The organism is Dulcicalothrix desertica PCC 7102 (genome assembly GCF_003991905.1).
In the GTDB taxonomy this organism is placed as follows: Bacteria; Cyanobacteriota; Cyanobacteriia; order Cyanobacteriales; family Nostocaceae; genus Dulcicalothrix; species Dulcicalothrix desertica.
In genome coordinates, this window is the sequence record NZ_RSCL01000017.1 from 215,741 (window position 1) to 234,943 (window position 19,203).

General features: G+C 37.3%; 15 protein-coding genes and 1 pseudogene. 8 read left to right on the forward strand and 8 right to left on the reverse strand.

Going from position 1 to position 19,203, the window contains the following annotated elements; all coding sequences use genetic code 11:
- Nucleotides 1-165: 165 nt before the first annotated feature.
- From DSM106972_RS32085 to DSM106972_RS32090, 3 genes and pseudogenes are all read right to left on the reverse strand, one after another.
- Nucleotides 166-291: pseudogene (locus DSM106972_RS32085) on the reverse strand (AAA family ATPase); the annotation flags it as partial.
- Entirely contained in the window at nt 279-437 is a 159-nt protein-coding gene (locus tag DSM106972_RS51645; protein WP_158632910.1) for a hypothetical protein, read from the reverse strand. The pseudogene DSM106972_RS32085 and the gene DSM106972_RS51645, both read right to left, overlap by 13 nt.
- Before the next feature lie 153 nt (nt 438-590).
- On the reverse strand, nt 591-1,226 hold the full coding sequence (locus DSM106972_RS32090) for a DUF8812 domain-containing protein (RefSeq protein WP_127084480.1): 636 nt from the start codon (nt 1,224-1,226) through the stop codon (nt 591-593).
- Between the two features lie 155 nt (nt 1,227-1,381).
- Between DSM106972_RS32090 and DSM106972_RS32095 the strand changes: the two genes are divergently transcribed.
- A complete protein-coding gene (locus DSM106972_RS32095) occupies nt 1,382-1,564 on the forward strand; it encodes a hypothetical protein (RefSeq protein ID WP_127084481.1) in 183 nt (60 codons plus the stop codon).
- On the opposite strand, the gene DSM106972_RS32100 is transcribed toward DSM106972_RS32095, so the two are convergent.
- Entirely contained in the window at nt 1,561-1,959 is a 399-nt protein-coding gene (locus tag DSM106972_RS32100; RefSeq protein WP_127084482.1) for a hypothetical protein, read from the reverse strand. The two genes, DSM106972_RS32095 and DSM106972_RS32100, sit on opposite strands and share 4 nt — an antisense overlap.
- Before the next feature lie 55 nt (nt 1,960-2,014).
- Here DSM106972_RS32100 and DSM106972_RS51650 point away from each other — a divergent pair, with 55 nt between their 5' ends.
- From DSM106972_RS51650 to DSM106972_RS32110, 3 genes are all read left to right on the forward strand, one after another.
- Entirely contained in the window at nt 2,015-2,179 is a 165-nt protein-coding gene (locus DSM106972_RS51650) for a hypothetical protein (protein WP_158632912.1), read from the forward strand.
- A gap of 513 nt (nt 2,180-2,692) precedes the next feature.
- The gene (locus DSM106972_RS32105) at nt 2,693-8,371 is read left to right on the forward strand and encodes an ATP-binding sensor histidine kinase (RefSeq protein ID WP_127084483.1); all 5,679 of its coding nucleotides are present in this window, start codon (nt 2,693-2,695) and stop codon (nt 8,369-8,371) included.
- Nucleotides 8,346-9,092, forward strand: a complete 747-nt coding sequence (locus DSM106972_RS32110) for a response regulator transcription factor (RefSeq protein WP_127084484.1) — start codon at nt 8,346-8,348, stop codon at nt 9,090-9,092. The genes DSM106972_RS32105 and DSM106972_RS32110 overlap by 26 nt, the downstream gene beginning before the upstream one ends.
- A 29-nt stretch (nt 9,093-9,121) precedes the next feature.
- Here DSM106972_RS32110 and DSM106972_RS32115 read toward each other — a convergent pair whose 3' ends face one another.
- Together DSM106972_RS32115 and DSM106972_RS32120 are read right to left on the reverse strand one after the other, a co-directional pair.
- Nucleotides 9,122-10,783: a HEAT repeat domain-containing protein gene (locus tag DSM106972_RS32115; RefSeq protein ID WP_127084485.1), complete on the reverse strand. Its 1,662-nt coding sequence runs from the start codon at nt 10,781-10,783 to the stop codon at nt 9,122-9,124.
- Between the two features lie 180 nt (nt 10,784-10,963).
- The gene (locus DSM106972_RS32120; protein WP_127084486.1) at nt 10,964-11,260 is read right to left on the reverse strand and encodes a hypothetical protein; all 297 of its coding nucleotides are present in this window, start codon (nt 11,258-11,260) and stop codon (nt 10,964-10,966) included.
- Nucleotides 11,261-11,330: 70 nt separating this feature from the next.
- On the opposite strand from DSM106972_RS32120, the gene thrS reads away from it, so the two are divergent.
- Nucleotides 11,331-12,533 (forward strand): threonine--tRNA ligase, encoded by a 1,203-nt coding sequence (gene thrS / locus DSM106972_RS32125; protein WP_127084487.1) that lies wholly within the window; start codon nt 11,331-11,333, stop codon nt 12,531-12,533.
- Between the two features lie 105 nt (nt 12,534-12,638).
- On the opposite strand, the gene DSM106972_RS32130 is transcribed toward thrS, so the two are convergent.
- Nucleotides 12,639-14,453, reverse strand: coding sequence for a pentapeptide repeat-containing protein (locus tag DSM106972_RS32130; RefSeq protein WP_127084488.1), 1,815 nt, complete (start codon nt 14,451-14,453; stop codon nt 12,639-12,641).
- Nucleotides 14,454-15,662: 1,209 nt separating this feature from the next.
- On the opposite strand from DSM106972_RS32130, the gene DSM106972_RS32135 reads away from it, so the two are divergent.
- Together DSM106972_RS32135 and DSM106972_RS32140 are read left to right on the forward strand one after the other, a co-directional pair.
- Entirely contained in the window at nt 15,663-16,304 is a 642-nt protein-coding gene (locus tag DSM106972_RS32135; RefSeq protein ID WP_127084489.1) for an IS607 family transposase, read from the forward strand.
- Nucleotides 16,305-17,105 carry a hypothetical protein gene (locus tag DSM106972_RS32140; RefSeq protein WP_127084490.1) on the forward strand — a complete coding sequence of 267 codons (801 nt, stop codon included), beginning with the start codon at nt 16,305-16,307 and terminating at the stop codon, nt 17,103-17,105. It begins immediately after the preceding gene.
- Here DSM106972_RS32140 and DSM106972_RS32145 read toward each other — a convergent pair.
- The gene (locus DSM106972_RS32145) at nt 17,012-17,752 is read right to left on the reverse strand and encodes a transposase (protein ID WP_233787048.1); all 741 of its coding nucleotides are present in this window, start codon (nt 17,750-17,752) and stop codon (nt 17,012-17,014) included. The genes DSM106972_RS32140 and DSM106972_RS32145 overlap by 94 nt on opposite strands.
- 189 nt (nt 17,753-17,941) lie before the next feature.
- On the opposite strand from DSM106972_RS32145, the gene DSM106972_RS32150 reads away from it, so the two are divergent.
- Nucleotides 17,942-18,862: a hypothetical protein gene (locus tag DSM106972_RS32150; protein WP_127084491.1), complete on the forward strand. Its 921-nt coding sequence runs from the start codon at nt 17,942-17,944 to the stop codon at nt 18,860-18,862.
- Nucleotides 18,863-19,203: the final 341 nt, after the last annotated feature.

Here is a 19,203-nt window from a genome sequence, read left to right on the forward strand (position 1 = left end):
CTACCGTCACTAAATTATCGAGAAAGGCTATGGTTCCCTCAGCATCTAATCTCAACTTTAGTCCATTATAAATTATGTAAATATTATAATTACTAACCCATTTAGATTTATTTATTTACCACTAAAACGCCGGATGCCATTGAGTCAGCCCCTGAGCAATACTTGTCGGTTAAGGATAAAGGAATCAGCTTCGTCAAAAAGCAGGATTGCGTTGGAGTTTGCGGCAGCACTAAAAACGCGGTTAAGATTTTTCTCAGTTTCACCAATGTATTTACTAACTACTTGGGAGAGGTATCTGCTTCTTGCTCGTACTTATCTCCCACGGCGCCGATAGTTAGCTTGGGTTGAATTGACAGTTCGCTCGATAAACCGCCAAATAGTGGCTTTGCTTGAATTGTTTTTGGGATAAAGCAAATGGCTCGTTGCTCTGTTACCAATATCGGCTTGCATTTGCAATACTGGATGTGTATCCGATGTCGTATTTGTTGCTGTTTGCGGGGACTAGTTTGTTTTAGCCGCTTGGGTTTTGCTCAGATGTTGGTGTTTCATAGCACTTAGTATTTTGTAAAATTTAACATAAAGATTGTAAATTAACCCTTCACGGCTTTTTCAATCAAAGCGGCTTCAGCTTCTCGACGACGAGCCATACCCTTTTCAATTTCCTGTCCTTTCCACAAATCCTTCATCGCACGAATTTGTTCGGCAATCCCTTTCAAATCTTTCTTTGGTACAAGGTCGCGAATGTTACGCATTTGTAGCCGACTTAACCCAGGAGGCTTATCTTCCATACCCCCACCCCGATTATAAACAAGGCTTACTAATGCCCCTTGTGCATCTGCTGGTAAATTTTCTAGTCCGGGAAATGCTATACGTGTGGTTTTGTAATACTTTGGTACAGTTACATTTTGAAACACATCCCATACAATTTCCCAAGGAATAACAATATCTTTAACGCTATCTAAAATATCTTTTGCTTTCACACCTTTTAAACCGCAACATACCTTCAAGCGCTCCAATGAAGCTTTGTCTAAGCGCTGCCAATTTTGTAAAAAGTCTGGTTGAATGCTGTATCCCAAATCATAACCAATGCCAATAGTAATTCCAGATTCGCCCTTGGGCCACTCTGGATTTTTATAATTCTTCTCATAGCTGGCTTTACCGCCAACTTCAAACTCTAGTATCAAATTAATCGCTTTTTCCGAAATTATAGATTTTGCATCCGGCATATATTTAACCCAGTAGTAAATTAACAGTGCGTAAGATAGAAGCGTAGTTGCGTTAGCACAACTACGAACAAACCGTTAGTGTTTCTGATTTCTTTTTTGTTGTTTAATAAAGTTACTGTTGTATTCTAGAACAACCCTGCAGAGCCAAAGAAAAAATGTCATTTAGAACGACTAGTTCAGATGTCATATCACAAGCCTTTAGCCGAGATAATTCTTTCCAAGTAGCGGCGCCAACAACACCATCAGCTTTTGTCCAATATACACCAATAAAACTCTATCTAGTATTACGTCTGATGGCAACATTTAACCAACATTCCAGGCTTACAAGCCATTTTTAGTCGGAACGTACAACTTTCTCCTTTGATACCTTGCCTTCCTTGGAAGTAATTGTTAGTAATTTCTTCTCAGTATCTAATGTATAGTTAGTGCCATTAGTTGTAACAGCAGAATATACAGGATGTTTATTACTGGCTAAAGGTAGAGTAGTAATCTTACTTTTTCTTGTGGTGCGAAATGCTAACACACTAACTTCCTTTCCTGGTTGACCACAAAGATTGATATCATGTTTTGTCGTGACGATAGTCGCAGAACGCTCCATTCCCTTGGGGCAGATAAAAAACTTCGGTTTCGTACCCCTAGTTTGAGCGTTTGTAGCTGGTATCAATAGAACAAGAGTTCCCGCACTAATGAAAACTAGTTTCAGTAACTGTTTGTAATTAAATTGAAATTTCACATTTTTCATATGGATGCGTTAGTACATATATTCTGGCATTGTTAGCAGGAAGCTCATGATGAGAGTAATCTTAGGTGGACAGCAGTTGCGCTCTGTGCGCGCGGCAGATTTGAGAGTTCTTAAACTTAATTGCAATTCAGTAACGGTGGCGCCAGTTGAACCTTGTTGTAATCTAAATAATGTGGTAGACATGGCTTTAATTATTCAATGTGTTTATTGACACCTGGTTACTACAGCTATGGTTTCAGTAGTTATGGTAACTATTCAAATACTTTTTTTACCAGAACCTTAGCTTGTGGTTAATATTAAGAGGTATTATTACATACTGCAACTAATGGACATTAGGAATTTTTAAAGTTGTCTTCATTACATACTCCCATCAATAAATATTAAAATTTGATAAATTTATGTTGTTATAATTACAATAATATAGCATAATTACAGGGACTTTATAGTGCTAGGAGAAGCCCACAAAATAATTGATCCAATGTTGTCATGCTGAGGAACGAAGCATCTCAAAGCGTGATGTAAACGTAGTTTTGCCGCTTTATTAGCATATCCGCGAGATTCTTCACTGCGTTCAGAATGACCGAAGAGCATTTTTTTAGTGGAGTTCTCTAGAAGTAAACTGACCCTAGATGACGCTAGTACTATTGTCGTAATTTATACTAAAATAATTATTGCATATTGTTAATAATATTTATACCAGCGAAATGGAGAATAATTCGTAGTTATGCTAATGATTCCTGGTATTTTAATTACTGCGAAAATATACGAAAGTTCTAATTCTTTAGTTTACCGAGGTATCAGGAAGCACGATAATCAACCTGTTGTTCTCAAAATCTTAAACTCAGCCTATCCTACGCCAGAGTTACTCAGTAGATATAAGCAGGAATTCGACATAGCATACAATTTAGAGCTAGCAGGAGTAATTAAGCCTTATAGTTTAGAGAAATATCAAAATACTTTAGTAATTGTCTTTGAAGATTTTGGGGGAGAGTCTTTAAAGATACTAATGTCAGAACGTAGATTCAGCATAGAAGAATTTTTGAAAATTGCTATAAAAATTTGTGCAGCTTTAGGACAAATTCACGCGGCTAATATTATCCATAAAGATATTAATCCCTCTAATATAGTTTTCAATCCAGCGACTGGAGAACTCAAAATTATTGATTTTGGAATTTCTAGTCTTTTATCGTGCGAAAATCCCATAATTTGCAATCCCAGTATTTTAGAAGGCACTTTGGCATATATATCGCCAGAACAAACGGGTAGAATGAATCGATTAGTCGATTACCGTACCGATTTTTACTCCGCCGGCGCCACTTTTTATGAACTGCTAACCCAGAAACTACCTTTTGAAACATTAGATGCAATAGAATTAGTTTACTCTCACATTGCCAAACAACCTCGGCGCCTAGAAACTTTAAACCCAGATATTCCCCAGGAATTAGCAGAGTTGGTAATGAAACTTTTAGCGAAAAATGCTGATGATAGATATAAAAGTGCTTATGGTATTCAAAAAGATTTAGAGTATATATTAAATAATTTTCACTCCAAAATTAAACTTAATAATTTTACACTAGCCAAAAAGGATGTTTATGGTAAACTACATATTTCGCAAAAATTGTACGGAAGAGAGTCAGAGATTAAAGCTCTAATATCAGCCTTTGAGCGCCCAGAACTCAGAATAAAAATGATATTAGTTTCTGGTTATTCGGGAATTGGAAAAACGGCTTTAGTACGAGAAATATATCAACCTCTTATCAAATTTAAAGGTTACTTTATTGCTGGAAAATTTGACCAGTTAGGGCGCCACATACCATATAGTTCTTTGATTCAAGCTTTACAATCTTTAATTCAACAGGTATTAACTGAGAGTAACGAAAAAATAGCTGAGTGGCGAGAAAAAATTTTAGTTGCTGTCGGTGAACAAGGCAAAATTATTACTGATGTAATTCCCGAATTAGGACTTATTATTGGCGAACAGCCGAATGCTGCAGAACTAGAATCGGCAGAATCGCAAAATCGTTTTAATCTATTATTCCAAAAGTTTATCAGCGTTTTTACAATAAGTAAACAACCTATAGTATTATTTTTAGATGACTTGCAGTGGGCAGATTCTGCATCATTAAAACTAATTAAATTACTGATAACAAATACTGATAGCGGACTATTATTGATTGGGGCATATCGCGACAATGAAGTGAGTCCGACTCATCCTTTACTATTGACAATAGATGAAATCAAACAAGCTGAATATATTGTTAACCATATTTCTTTAACACCTTTAGATTTAAATAATATCAGTCAATTAATAGCAGATACCTTTAACTGCACAATCGAAAGAGCAAAGCCACTAACTGCATTAATTCTCGATAAAACTGCTGGTAATCCATTTTTTATAAATGAGTTTTTAAAATTCATTGATACACAAAAATTACTCAAATTTGATTTAGAAAAAGGAGAATGGCATTGGGATTTAGAACAAATTAAATCAGCAAAAATTACAGATAATGTTGTTGAATTAATGTCGAGTAAAATCCAACAACTTCCAAGAGCGACACAACAAGTTTTAAAGCTAGCTGCTTGTATAGGTAATCAATTCGATTTAAATACATTGTCCATTGTATGTGAACAATCGCTATTATCAACAGCCTCTGAAGTTTGGCAAGCGATTATAGAGGGGCTTATTTTGCCAATTGGTAATGACTATAAGTTATTAGCGGTAGCTGAACATGGTGATAATTTCAAAGTCAGATATAAGTTTTTACATGACCGAGTACAGCAAGCTGCTTATTCGCTGATTACCGAAGATGTTAAAAATTCACTTCATTGGCAAATCGGGCAACTATTACTAAATAATACTTCACCAACAGCCTTAGAAGAAAAAATATTTGATATTGTTAATCATTTGAATATTGGTATTGAATCAAAAGAGTTAAGTTTACGCGAAGAAAAAGATGAATTAGCACGCTTAAACTTGATTGCAAGCAAAAAAGCTAAGGCATCGTCGGCAAATCAACTAGCCTTTAATTATTTACAATCCGGAATGCGATTGTTATTTAGTGATAGCTGGACTCAACAGTATAATCTTACACTATCGCTTTACGAAGAGTCTGCCGAAGTTGCTTATTTACAAGCAAACTTTAACCAGATGGAGAAATTTGTAGATGTAGTTACGCAACAAGCTACAAATATTTTAGACAAGGTGAAAGTGTATGAAGTAACAATTTTGGCGTATATCGCTCAGAGCAAATGCGTTGAAGCTATCAGTGTCGGGTTAGAAATTTTAGAATTACTGGGAGTCAAATTACCCAGAAAGCTCAACCAAATTAATGTTGTAATTTTATTGTTGCGGGCAAAGCTAATGTTGAGGCGCCACAAAACTGCCAGCTTAATTGATTTGCCTCAGATGTCCCATCTACAGTATAAAGCAGCGATGCGTATTCTTAACAAAATAATATCTCCTGCTTATACAGCCGCTCCAAATTTACTGTTACAGATTGTATTTACACAGATTCGCTTATCTCTTAAGTTCGGGAATACTGCTGAATCGGCTTTTGCCTATGGCAGTTATGGATTTATTCTCTGTGGTGTTGTGGGAGATATTAAATCAGGTTATCAATTCGGGCAACTAGCATTAGACTTATTAGAGCGACAAGACGCAAGAGAAATTAAGGCTAAAACAGTATTTATCGCGCATGGTCTGATTAAACATTGGCTAGAACCTGCTCAAAAAACCCTAGACTCATTGCTAGAAAGTTACGTCATTGGTTTGGAGACTGGAGACTTAGAATATGGCGCCTATTCATCTATGTTTTACTGTTTTCAAGCATTTCTCGCTGGCAAGGAGTTAACAAAACTTAAGCTAGAAATGGAGAACTACTCCGAGGTTATGCTTCAACTTGGACAAGAAAGAAGTGTAGAAATTCTCCAACCATTTTATCATGCAGTTATTAATTTAGTAAATCTGTCACAAGATTACCCTAGCGTGATAGATGGCACCTCAATAGAGGTAAAATTAATGAATAATCAAAATGCTAACGCGCGTGCTGCAATATATCATATACACTTTGTCAAATTAATGCTTCACTATTTATTTGGCAATTATTCTCAGGCAATAGCAAATGCAAAACTTGCTGAACAGTATATAGATTCCAGCATTTCAACTCCAGTTATTCCAAATTTTTATTTTTATGATTCTTTAACGCATCTAGCACTAATTATAAATAATCCTAAATTGCGCTCAAAAAAAATAATTCAAAAAGTTAAGTCAAACCAGAAAAAAATGCGGGAATGGGCTTCTTTTGCTCCAGATAATTATCTACATAAATTTTATTTAGTTGAAGCAGAATACTTGAGAGCTATAAATAAAGATACTCAAGCAATAGAATATTATAGCAAAGCCATTAAACTAGCTGAAAAAAATGAATATCTCCATGAAGAAGCATTAGCCCATGAACTCGCTGCTAAATTTTATCTAACTCATGACTCAGAGATTGCTGCCCAAGCATATATTGTCAATGCTTACCATTGTTATCGGCAATGGGGCGCCAGTAATAAAGTAAAATATTTAGAGTCTCAATATCCAAATTTACTTTCTATCAAGATTAAAGAAAAAACAATAGATATTTTTGATACAAATACTTCTCATGCAGGAAGTAATCAACAATTAGATATCACAACTGTAGTTAGAGCATCTCAAGCCATTTCTAATGAAATTATGCTTCCGAACCTTCTTTCTAATCTCATGAAAATAGTTATGGAAAATGCCGGAGCGCAAAATGGATATTTGATTACGTCAAAAAATCAGGAACTTCTCTTAGAAGTAACTGTCAATGCAGAAACAGATTGGCAAGTAGTGCAACAATACATTCCAGTAACCGCGAGCCAAAATTTGCCAGCTACGCTAATTAACTATGTAGTTAGAACTCAAGAGACTGTTGTAGTTAATGATGCGACACATGATGAACGTTTTCAGTATGACTCTTATATAATTAATCATAAAGTTAAATCTGCCCTTTGTATACCAATTATTAGTCAAGGCGATTTAATTAGTATTATTTACTTAGAAAATAATTTAATTAGTGGAGCTTTTACAGAAGATAGGTTAGAAATATTACAGCTATTATCTTATCAAGTTGCTATTTCTTTAGAAAATGCCAGACTATATGAAAAATTAGAGTCATATTCACGCAACTTAGAACAAGAAGTGCAAAAACGGACTTGTGAATTGCAATTAAAAAATGAGCAGCTTAACAAAAACGAGCGGCAATTTCAAAATATGGCGGCAAATGTCCCAGGAGCAATTTATCGCTATGTAGTGCATCCTGATAGCTCAGATGCATTTATTTATATCAGTTCGAGTTGTGAGGATATTTTTGAAGTGGCGCCAAGAGAATGTCAACAAGATGCTAAAATTTTATGGAGAATGGTACATCAAGATGATTTATTATTTCTCAAAACTTCAATTGCTAACTCCGCTAAAAATCTAGAAGCACTATCCTGGGAAAGACGAATAATTACACCATCTGGTAAGCTGAAGTGGATACAAAATATTTCTCGACCAGAACTACAGATAAATGGAGATGTTATTTGGGATGGTGTACTTATAGACATTACTGACCGCAAACAGGCAGAAGTAGAAATTATTACAGCTTTAGCGAAAGAAAAAGAGCTAGCCGAACTTAGGTCACGATTTATTTCTATGACATCCCATGAATTTCACACTCCGTTAAATATAATTAATTCTTCAGCACAGTTGTTAGAACGCTATGAATGGAGTCGAGAGGAGCAGTTAGAGCAATTACACAGTATTCGTCAAGGGGTTAAACTAATGACCCAACTAATAGATGGAATATTAGATATAGCCAGGACTGACCCAGAAAAACTGCACTTTAATCCAATTAAAATAGATTTAGTTGAGTTTTGTTATAACTTAATTAAAGAAATAGAAATAGGAGTCAAGAACGCTTACCAAATACAGTTTACTCATGAAAGTCTTGATTACAGTGATAACTACAATGCTTATGTAGACCCAATACTTTTAAAGCTAATGATGAGCAATTTACTTTCCAACGCCATTAAATATTCACCCCAAGGTGGAAAAATACAGTTAAAGTTACAGCGCTTGGTAAACTGTATTGTTTTTGAAGTAGAAGACTGTGGTATTGGTATTCCCGTCAAAGACCAAGCTCAACTATTTAGCCAATTTTATCGAGCTAGCAATGTTGCTTCCATTCCAGGGACAGGGTTAGGGCTAGCCATCGTAAAGAAATGTGTAGATTTACATAACGCTACTGTCACATTTATTAGTAAGATTGGAATAGGAACTATTTTTAAAGTTACTTTACCTATACCAATAGATGGCATAAATAATACAAATGAAGAAAAAAGTTTTAGTAATTGAAGATGAAAAACTAAGTCGTAATAATTTAGTCAAAATCTTGCGAGCAGAAGCATTTGAACCAATAAGTGTAGAAAGCGGCGCCATAGGCATACAAGTTGCGATTGAGCAAGAGCCAGACATAATTATTTGTGATATCATGATGCCTGATATGGATGGTTACGAAGTGTTAAGATTTTTGAGACAAGAGCCAAGCACAACTTTAATTCCTTTCATTTTTCTAACCGCCAAAACAGAACGAACCGACATGCGTCAGGGCATGAACTTAGGTGCCGACGATTATCTTACAAAACCATTTGAAATTGATGAATTATTAGAAGCAATTTCCACAAGATTTAAGCGACAAGATGTACTTGAGAAATACGTACAAACTTTGCTTCTTCAACTACAGCAATCTCCAGATATCAACAATGCCTTAAAAGTTAATCCCACCTGGAATATAGAAAAATTATACGTAGATTTATCACAAGCCAAGCAACAATTGAAAGATTCTAATCGGCAGCTAAAGCTGACACAGTTAGAAAAAGCTTGTTTACTACAAATTTTGAGTGGTCATAGTCCTAGTATTATTGCTACCCAACTCAATCGAGACCCAAATGGGCTAGCGGTTGATTTATCTAGAGGTTTATACCGCTACATTGAAGCATTAACAGGTGGCAAACTAAAAAATTGGCGAGATATTCCCTTGTTGCTCTCACAAAAGGGATATTTAAGCAATATTTGAACCCTTGAGGGCGCCGAATTTCTGAAAATTTATTTTTTTGGCATTAAATTAGGAGCTTTAGCACGTATTTTTGAGAGTGAAACAGCTACCGCACCACGAACATCTTGGTCTGAGTCGGTATTTCCTGCTAATAAATAGCGTATGGTTTCTTTTGTAGGAGTGCGGATATCTCCCAAAGCATAAGCAGCAGCAACACGCACGTTTTTATCTGGATTTTTGAGAGCATTACCAAGATAGGGGAGAACTGTAGATTTGTTAGCATGAACGTTAATTAAAGTAGAAACAACATCTGTACGTATTAGTGCATCTTTATCTTGTAACATAGCTGCAATCTGTGGAGATACTGATTTTGCTTGTTCTCCCATAGAGCTTAGAGCATAAAGAGCAGATTTACGCACATCGCTGTTTAAGTCTTTGAGCGCGCGCGTTAGTTCGGGTATAGCAGCTTTGGCAATGGTGCCCATATTTAAAGACTTTGCTGCTGCGTTGCGAACTAGAGGATTATTATCTTTGAGTAGCTGTGTGAGTTGAGGAATTAGGGTTTTTGCTTTACCGCTAAACTCAATTGCTCGAATTGCATTTTCCCGTACTTTCGCATCAGAATCTTTAAGAGCAGCTGTAAGTTCGGGAAGTGCTGGTGCTGCTAGTTCACCCATATCACCTAAAGCACTAGCAGCGTAACTCCGTACTCTTGGGTTCGGGTGTTTAAGTGCATTCCGCAAGTCGGGTATTGCTGCGGCGCCTATTTTACCTAAAGCATAAGCGGCGCCACGTTGTAAATTTTCATTCTCTGAAAGCAAAGCGGCAATCATTTCTTTTAAAGGACGAATTTCTCCTAAAGCTTCAGCAGCCATTTGGCGAACACCTTCATCGGGGTCTTTTAAAGCGTCAATTAAAGCGGGTACTGTAGATTTTGCCTTGGCACCGACTAATCTTAAAGTAACAACAGCATTTCTTCGCACTCGTGCATCTGTATCTTTCAACCCAGCAGTAATCACTTTTATTGTTTCTGGATTGTTGGTTCGTCCTAAAGATGCAATTGCCGCACCTCTAATTTGGGGATTTGGGTTTTTGGTGGCAGCAATTAGTTCTGGTGTTTCGCCAATTTGAAGTAAAGCTTGAACCGCATTGTAAATTAGGGTTGCATCTGGGTCATCAAGGATAGCAATTAAGCCAGGAACCGCAGCACGAGCATCTGTTCCTAATGCTTCAAATACTCTAATTATACTAACACGTATATTATTATCTTTATCTTTAAGAGTTTCTGCAAGTTGAGGTACGACAGATTTTGTCGCTTTACCCATATTTCCTAAAGCAAAAACTGCATTTGCACGTACATTTGTATCTGAGTCCTTGAGCAATAATGCTAAATCTGGTACTGCAACAGAAGCAACTGCACCTATTCTCCCTAAAGCAAAAGCGGCGCCACTTCGCAGGCGCGCATTAGGACTTTTCAAAGCATTTCTTAACGCTGGTACTGCCTCAGTTCCCCGTTTACTCAGAGCTTCAGCTGCTTTTAGCCACTGCTGTTCGTTCGACGATTGTAATTGTTCAATTAGAGGATTCACATTACTTCTAGTTTGTGCCCAACTTGTACTATTAATAACCGAAGGCGATATTAAACATAGTGAGATAGCAAAAGTACAACCTAATACTTTTGCACTAGGTCTCTGAATAAATTTATTCAACATATATAATTTAAGTAATATTACTCGTTTTGACACAAAAATCTCCAAATAGTTCCGAATTTAATCCAAAAGTTGTATTGACAATTGATTGAAATTTGTTTAAATGGGATTATAGGCTCAAATAATTTATCATCTTAATACTCATGATTATTAGCTTAGTCACAACCACCATAACTACTCGAACTACCAGCCACAGAGGGTTGTGAAACGTTGCGCGTGCGTATCTAAGCAATGATTCAACCCTCCAGGCGCCATTCCAGAGGGTTTTTTAGTAATTTTTCTTCTTGTGGAGCGGGCATCCCGAACCGCCCTCAGCTTTGAAAAATGTCCTAAGTCTGAAACAGGCAAGGATGCCTGTTCCACAAGAGATGTTCTTAAATTTATTATTCCCAATATGAAGAATCTCAAAACCATTACAACTACTACCACTACTACCACTATCACACCTGGAGGGGTTGTGACGTAATTAACTGCGTTCATCACCGAACCCCTCCAGGCGCCAAGCTTAGAGGGGTTTTTTAATTTCAAAATTTGAACAAGGAGTAAATCAATGTACGACCATAGAGAAATAGCAAGAGCAATGGATTTGTTTCATTTTGAAGAACACAGTCCCGGTATGATTTTTTGGCATCCGATGGGTTGGCGCCTGTATCGTGTAATAGAAGATTACATGCGCGGAGTATATGAATCATATGGATTTCTAGAAGTGCGCTCACCCATAGCACTAAGTCGCGCGCTGTGGGAAAAATCAGGTCACTGGGAAAAATTCCGCGAAGGCATCTTCGTAGTCGGTAGCTTAGATAAAGACAAAGAAGACTTAACTCCAGATTATGCATTAAAGCCAATGTCATGCCCTGCACATGTGGGTATCTATAAATCTGCAAGGCGAAGTTATCGGGAAATGCCTATCAGGTTAATGGAGTTTGGCATGGTTCACCGCAACGAACCATCAGGAACACTATCTGGTTGTATGCGGTTACGTCAGTTTGTTCAAGACGATGTTCATATATTTTGTCAGGAAGCAGACATTCAAAACGAGATTCGTAACTTCTTGAATATGGTAAGTGAAGTCTACAAAGCATTTGGATATGAGAAGTTTTCCATTAAAATTTCTCTACGACCAGAAAAACGCCTTGGTTCAGATGCTCTTTGGGATAAAGCAGAAGGCGCCCTTAGAGATGCATGTGAAGCGCTTAAATACGCATACGAACTATTGCCAGGTGAAGGCGCCTTCTATGGCCCCAAAATCGAAGTCAGCTTAGAAGACCACCTTGGACGCTCATGGCAGTGCGGTACAATTCAAGTAGACTTTAACTTGCCCCAAATATTTGACCTTGCTTTTGTTAACAGTGAGGGAATATTTGAACAACCTGTAATGTTGCATCAAGCAGTTCTAGGTTCAATCGAACGCTGGATAGGAATACTCTTAGAAAGTCATGGAGCTTTACCTTTATGGTTGGCGCCAGTTCAAGTTGCAGTCGCACCAATATCCGATAAATCTGCTCAATGGGCTTTATATGTAGCATCTAAATTAAGGCGTAACGGTGTTAGAGTCGAACTAGCAAAGCGCGACGCAACAATTTCTAAAAAGATTCGTGAACTATTTGAACGCAAAATTCCTTTAATTGCTGTTGTTGGAGAACAAGAAGCAGCCAAAGGTACAGTAAATCTTAGGCGCCTGGGTGTTTCTGGTCAACAAGAGATTGAATTATTAGACTTGGAGCAGGAATTAAGAAACCTGGTTTCTCACTGAACATAAAAATCTACAATGCGCGTCAATATTGGCGCCATTGTAAATAATAGGACGGGCAGGATGCCCATCCCACAAGATAAAGTAGAATGTTGGGAAGTCGGGACTTTAGATGAAGTCGAAGTCATTAGCAGTGATGTTTGTTACACCAGCAACAGTAATGCTATTTCCAGCACCAAACGCTGTAGAGGTGATAATCGAGTTGCCAGCACTGACATTGATAGATAAATTGTTAAAGCCAATTCCAAAGCTGACCAGATCAATTATGTCAGCTCCATTTCTGAAGCCATTAATAGTATCGACACCGAAACCACTAGAAAAGATTAGTTTGTCTGCTCCAGCACCACCATTCAGGCTGTCATTACCAGCCCGACCAATAAGAATATCCTCTCCGTCTCCACCAATCAGACTATCTGCACCTGCACCGCCATCTAAGTAATCATTCCCAGCTTGACCAGTCAAGGTGTCATTTCCTTGATTGCCAAACATGTTATCATTACCGCCACTTCCTGTGATATTGTTATTAGCTGATGTTCCTACATAAAGACCTATTGCATTAGTTGCTGTTGCACCTGTGAAATCGGCATTGAGCAGATTAACATTGGTAAAGTTGGCATTGGACACGTTGGCATTGGTAAAATTAGCGCCAACTGCTGAACCATCCAAAAAGTTTGCGCCGTTTAGGTTTGCACCCGTCAGATCGGCACCATTGAGTTGGGCAGAGCTTAAAGTTGCCCCAGTCATATTCGCATTATCAAATTGGGCGTTATTTAGGTTGGCACTGGTGAGGTCTGCTTCGGTCAAATTGGCACCAACTAGGAGAGTCGAGCCATTACCCTCAGTTAATTTCAGATTCGCATCACTTAAATTTGCTCCCGTTAAATTAGTACCGCGAATCTTTGTATTCTCCAAAAAAGCGTTATTTAATTCAACACCACCTGTGAGATTTGCTCCATCCAAGGAACCCAAGCCGAGGTTGAGTCCCGTCATCTTTGCGCCAATAGCTGTGGCATTGGTCAAATCTCCACCTGCTAAATTAGCCCCTGAAAGGTCTGTTCGATAAGAGGTACCGTTTGGTGAAACAAAGGTATTGAGGTTTGCGCCAACCAATTCTAGGTCTTCTGCAATCAAGTTCTGCATTTTGGCGCCACGCAAATCTGCTCCGTTTAGATTGGTATCGGGCAAAATGGCGCCTGTTAAATCGGTCTGAGTAGCAGAACCGTTAGGATTGACAAAAGCACTAAAATTAGAGCCTGACATATTCACATCTTCTGCCCTGAACCCAGCCATGTCGGCGCCTCGGAAGCTTAAAGCTGCTGCCTGAGCTTGTTGAGTTGGGTTCGTATCTGTAATCGCAACTCCACTTAAATCAGCTAAATCAAAGATGGAGTTTTGCAAGGTCGCATCTGTGAAATTAGTTAAGGTAAAGTTTGCACCCGTTGCATTAGTATTAACAAAGCGAATGCTTTCAATGTCGGCACTTTGGAAATTAGCTCTTGTGACGTTGGCGCCTTCAAAGTCTGCCCCTTTAAGCTTGGTACTGATTAATTGTGCGTCAGTTAGGTTCGCGTTCCTGAGATTATTAACAGTTCCATCCGGTTCACCACTTAGGTCGGCTTCGTTCAAAATTGCATTGGTTAAGTTGGCGCCACTAAGGTTTACTCCATTGAAGACAGCCAGAGAAAGGTTAGCGTTGGTAAAGTTAGCACCAGTAGCAATCACATCGCTTAAAGTTGCCTCTCGAAAATCGGTGCTAACCAAAGTAGTATTAATCAATTTGGTGGGAATATCATCTGCTGTCCCAGCAACTCCATCTGGTCCAAGAGCTGACCTTAAAGTTGATTTGAAAAAATTAGCATTAGTTAGATTCTGACCGCTAAAGTCTTGCCCTTCTATAGTTTGGTTACTGAAATTCTGTGACATATTACACCTTGACAAAAAATTAATTGGTTGGATATTTAAGGACTTAAGCCAGTTTTATATTTCCACTGTGGAGCAACCAGTTAATGTAGTCCAAAGCGGAAAAATTGTTTACGACTTATACAACTGGTACACAAAACTGTGAGATGTAGGACGCAACGAAAAAACTCCAGTGCTGTACCTGCTTCATTTTGTTATTGATGCTTTGCGTGTCTTCTTAAAGCATTAATTAAAAGCATGTTTGTCAAATCTATACTTTTATCTTAATGCAAAGTAAAAGAAATAGATTTAACTTTCCAAATCACAAGAAAAGTCAAAATTATATTAAGTTAGAAAAAATTTATAAAAATTAAATTAACTTAAAATTTTTCTTTTCAAAAATTAATATAGTTTCATTAACTGTATCTTGTCAATGCTAAAATCATGAGAAAATTCTCATAAAACAAAATGTTTATTAATTAAATTGTATTTATTTATACTGCAATTTTTAATTTAACTAGAAGATAATTGAAGTAGTATTAATTAAAATAATTGTTGTCTCTGACTTTACAGAATAATCATTCAGTTAGCGAGTAAGTATTTTTAAACCTTTGAACTACTACATTTATCACTTCATGGATAAGGTTTATGCAAATCATAAATAAAATCTATGAAGATGTAGAGACCGTAAACTTACAGTCTCTACACCTCTGTGTTTATAAAATGATGGCGCCTAACTTACATCTTGCCGCATTCGCGGCGGAGCTTAAAGAAACCGGGCTTATAACGAAAAATCAACGTTTTATAGCAAAGTCTTTGTCAAGAAGCCCGGTTTCTAGGACTGGTGCATTCCGGTGAGCTAATCCTTGATTCGCTCCCCTAAACTCTTCTATATTGAAAAGAAGTGAGAAAAGAACCAGCTATTAAGCGACTAAAATGTCGCTAGCGGTTATAGTTGGCATACCTTGTAGTAATGCAAACTCACCACCAGTACCAAATCCATTCGCGGCGCCATTTGTGTCGTAGAATAATTTACCGCTACCCGTACTGTAGGTGATAAAAGCATTACTGTTATCGGCTGCAGCATCATTTGCAACAATGCTAAACTCACCAGCAGAAATTTGCCCACCATTTTGAGGGGGAAGTAGCTGTAATTAATTTTATGGACAGGTGTTGACAATTATGCCCAAATAGGTAATAATAAACTGGTAGCCTATATCAGTTGAGTTTGATATGGAGAACAGTTCAGGGGCAATAGTTAGTATTGGAGATGCCGCTTCGGAGTTAGGCATCTCGGTAAAAACATTAAGACGGTGGGCAGATTCAGGAAAAATACGTTCCGAGCGTTCTCCAACGGGACAAAGAAGATTTTATTTATCAGATATTAAGCGAATAACGCCACGGGATTTAAAACAGTTAGATTCACGTGTGACTATTAATTATGCTCGTGTTTCTAGTAATGATCAAAAACAAGACTTAGTAAGACAAGTGCAGGCTTTAGAGTCTTTTAGTGCATCGAATGGCTGGCAATTTGAAACGATTCAAGACCTAGGAAGTGGATTAAATTACCAAAAAAAAGGCTTACAAAAACTGTTAAAGCGGATACTGTCTGGAGAGATTGGTCGGCTAGTAATAACACATAAAGATAGGCTTTTACGATTTGGAGCAGAACTCGTATTTGCAATGTGTGAAGAGTATGAGGTCGAGGTAGTAATTATTAACAAATCCTCTGAGGAGGTAACATTTGAACAAGAACTAGTTTCAGATATGATTGAATTAGTGACAGTATTTTCAGCAAGGCTTTATGGCGCAAGAAGCAAAAAAAATAAACAGATGATTGATGGGATCACGTCTGTAATTGAGGAGGTGAAGTAAATGCCTACAGTTTATCGGTCATATGTAACTCAGATAGAAAACAATTTCAAGGGCGAAACTGATGCGATAAAAATGTTAGAGTCATTATCTCCAATTGCAGCGGAGATGTCTAAGATGGCATTGATTGGCTTAGAGAATAATATGGAGAGAGGTTCATTAAATTCTCAAATACAAAATGCCTTTAGAGTCAACAAGCGCTATGCCAATAGTGTGATTAGTTTTGTTGCAGGAGAATTAGATTCAGCCACCAAATCAAGACAAGCACATATTGAAATATTCGATTCAAAAATCACATCGATCTTTGAGGAAATTCAACGATTAAACAAAAGACTAAAATTGCATAGAGAGTACGTTCATGCTGTAGAGAAACGTAATAAGGCAATCAAATATCCGGTTTTAACTAAATCTGGAAAACCCAAAAAAGTACCAGAAATTAAGAAAAAACCTTCCTTTGATAATGCTTGTCCCATTAATGGAAAATCTCATGGTAAGACCTATTTACAGCTAGCAAAACAGCAATTGTTCCAAAAAAAACGCCAACTACAAATGTACCTAGATCGAAAATCCAAAGTGATTAAAACTAAAGTTCAGGTAAATTTGGGTAATTTAGGTAAAGTTGCTTTTGTAGGTAGTACTTCGGAAAGTAGTGGGAATCAGATATGTCAACTCACACCCCTTTTCGTGCCAACCTTAACAATTCGTGTTCCCTATTTCTTAGAAGAAACTTTTGGTGAATATGTGACTTTACCACTCCACAAAATCAATGAATATACATCTTGCCATAATCCAACATTACGATAAAAAGCCGCTTCCCCTTTTTGGGGATAAATTGAAGATGCTTCTATTATGTGGCGCCTGATTCCATGTAACTTTGTGTCACAAGTTATACGTATGCAATAATACCAATTACTTGCTTGCAACCAACTTAAAAAATCATGATTAGCAAAACCTCGATCTGCGAGCATCATTACATCAGGATGATGGCGTAGTAACCATCTAGCTTTGCGTAACATCGGTTCGTATTCATTAAATGCGACTGTTGCGCTACCATGCTCCAATACACGCCACAGTAATGGGATTGCCCGACCACAACAAACTACTGAGATATGAATCATACAAAATCGGTTCCATAACACGGTAGTATCAATAGCTAAATATAATCGATGGTTCTGCCAGTCTTTTAAGGCTGACATTGCCAATGGTAAATACAACTTTTCAACACGAACCCTTTTATTTTCCAAGAATCGGCGCCATCTACGCTCAAAGCTTTGAGCTTGTTCTGCTAACGAATGTACGTAGGGTTCCCATGCGCTCAAACTTAACTGTCCACTGTATATTAATCCATTAATCATCCAAGCTAGGGTTTTTAAATGGCGCAAGTCGCAGTAAGTACAGTATTGACGTAGATATCCAAATATCTGACTATATAGTTGGGTCGAGTTTGACATGATGCACTTGGTAGTAGTGTGGTAACTTTACCATCTCATGTTTCTTGACCCTTTTATTAAATGCCCTGATTTTACAGGGTTTTCTAGACTTCTGTCAGGCAGTCAGGGTTGCATCATGACTATAGAAAGCAGCACACATCTAACTACATTGCTTTTTTGAGTAATCATTAATAAAGGAGAATAAACAAGATGTATTATTCAATAGACTTAGCTGGCAAAGTATACCCAAATCCAAATTATGTACAAACACGTAAACGGATTAATAGCCTAGTGGATAAATATTTATCTACAGGAATTTTGTACTCTAGACTCCATGACTTACCAACACAGTTTGAAAATCCTCATCAACGTCATTGGCAACCTATTGATTGGAAAGCAGTTAGTGATGAGCAAATTGTTGGAGTGGGCAAAAATTTATTTATAACCTTCCTTGCCAATGCCGCAGAAATCGAAACACCTATCCGTCATTATGCTCTAGAGAGTCGAGATTACTTACAAACAGTGCATCCACAACTCGCGCGCTTTATGGGAGGCGCCTTAACTGAAGATGGAAAAATATTAGAAATTGGTGTCTGGGAAAAAGAAGAACGTCAACATGCACCTGTGTTTCAGAAAATATACGAGAAACTCACGCATCAAAAATTACAAGCTAAACCAAATACTGTTCAAGGTTATCAACAAAGCCATGACTTACGACAAGACGTATATAGTCATGTACTTAGCCGTATAGCAACCGAGTGGAGCGCAACATCTTTGTATTTATGGTTAATGGCACATTCAACAGGAGAATTACAACACGCTATTGCACAACCTTTACAAGATGAAATAAATCATTTAGCAAAGTTTTGGGGAATTGGCATCTGGGCTTTTGGTGATTCTTACATAACTCGTCTCAAGGGAATGACTAAAACTTTAATCGATTTACTTAATCATCATCAAAGCGAACGTACTCACAGTGTTGAATTTGGATTCACCAATGCATTATATGCTGTTGAGTTGATGTTCACATTTACACGAGTAATGGCACGCTTAAATTACTGGCATAAATCTTTAAATCTTACTTATTTAGAGAATCTCTTTGGACAGGCGCCTGTCTTTGCATTGCCATAATCTTGTAAAACTGCCATAATCTTGTAAAACTGCCATAATCTTGTGGAACGGGCATCCCTGCCCGTCCTGTAGATTGGGTTATTTACTTAAATGCGTCAACTCAGAGCCATTAAAAAAATCTAACCTCAATCAAACGGCGCCTAAATTTTGAAGACATGCATTTAATATCAAGCTAGTTGCTGTAAATATAGATTATTTTTCAAGAGTATCGTTTTGTAAAATTTATAAATTTTAAGTGACATAACAAAATTCAGTATAATCACATAAAATATTTATTCTGAGTTACATAAGTATATGTAGAAAATCAGTGTAGAGATAACTATATCTTTAGTATGAGTGGT